The following is a 742-nucleotide window of genomic DNA, read 5'->3' as shown; positions in this document are numbered from 1 at the left end:
TCCGGCCGGCAGGTCTGCACCGACGTACACGGTGGCGAACCCGGCTCGCCGGGCGGCGACAGCGAAGGCGAGCAGGCCGAGCTCGTGACGGGACCCCGGCGGCAGGCCGATGAGGAGGGTGGGGCCGTCGACCCGGCCGGACGCGGCCTCGTAGGCGGCCGCGAGACGGCGCTGGACGGCATACGACACGAGGTGCTCGCCCGCGACGGTGAGTCGCCCGTGGGCCCACTCCTCGCCGACGAGCTTGAGCGTGGGCATGAGCCAGTCGTCGACGACGTGCTCGAACGTGCCGAGGGCGAAGCGGGCGTCGAGCACGGCGGTGGCAGAGGAGGAGTCGAGGCGCTCCGCGGCGCGGACGAAGGCCTCGGCGTCCTCGGACTGGTAGCGCGCACCGGGACGCAGCGGTGCGACCCTGCTCCCCCGACCCTCACGACCCTCACGGCCGTCGCGGGCATCGCGGGTCTCGCGGCCGAAGGACGTCTCCCGCCCACCGGCGTCGCGGCCCGAGAGGCGCCGCAGGGTCTCGGCGGCGGCTTCGCGCGCCGACCATCCCTCGTTGACGAGGGAGTTCATGATCGCGAGCGCCCGGACGTCCTCGGGGCCGTAGAGACGGTAGCCGCCGTCGCTGCGCTGCGGGCTGACGACGCCGTAGCGCCGCTCCCAGGCGCGCAGGGTGGCGACGCTGATGCCGGTCAGCTCCGCCGCACGCTTGATCGTGTACATCTGCTACTCCAACTTGCCA

1 protein-coding gene is annotated in these 742 nt (G+C 73.9%); it reads right to left on the bottom strand.

Annotated elements, in window-relative coordinates; genetic code table 11:
• The coding region (locus ABD194_RS07615) for a MerR family transcriptional regulator (protein WP_343989671.1) at positions 1-723 on the bottom strand (723 nt) is incomplete at its 3' end.
• Positions 724-742 lie beyond the last annotated feature (19 nt).

The organism is Terrabacter terrae (assembly GCF_039529575.1).
Taxonomy (GTDB): Bacteria; Actinomycetota; Actinomycetes; order Actinomycetales; family Dermatophilaceae; genus Terrabacter; species Terrabacter terrae.
This window is presented reverse-complemented; position numbering and strand designations above follow the sequence as displayed.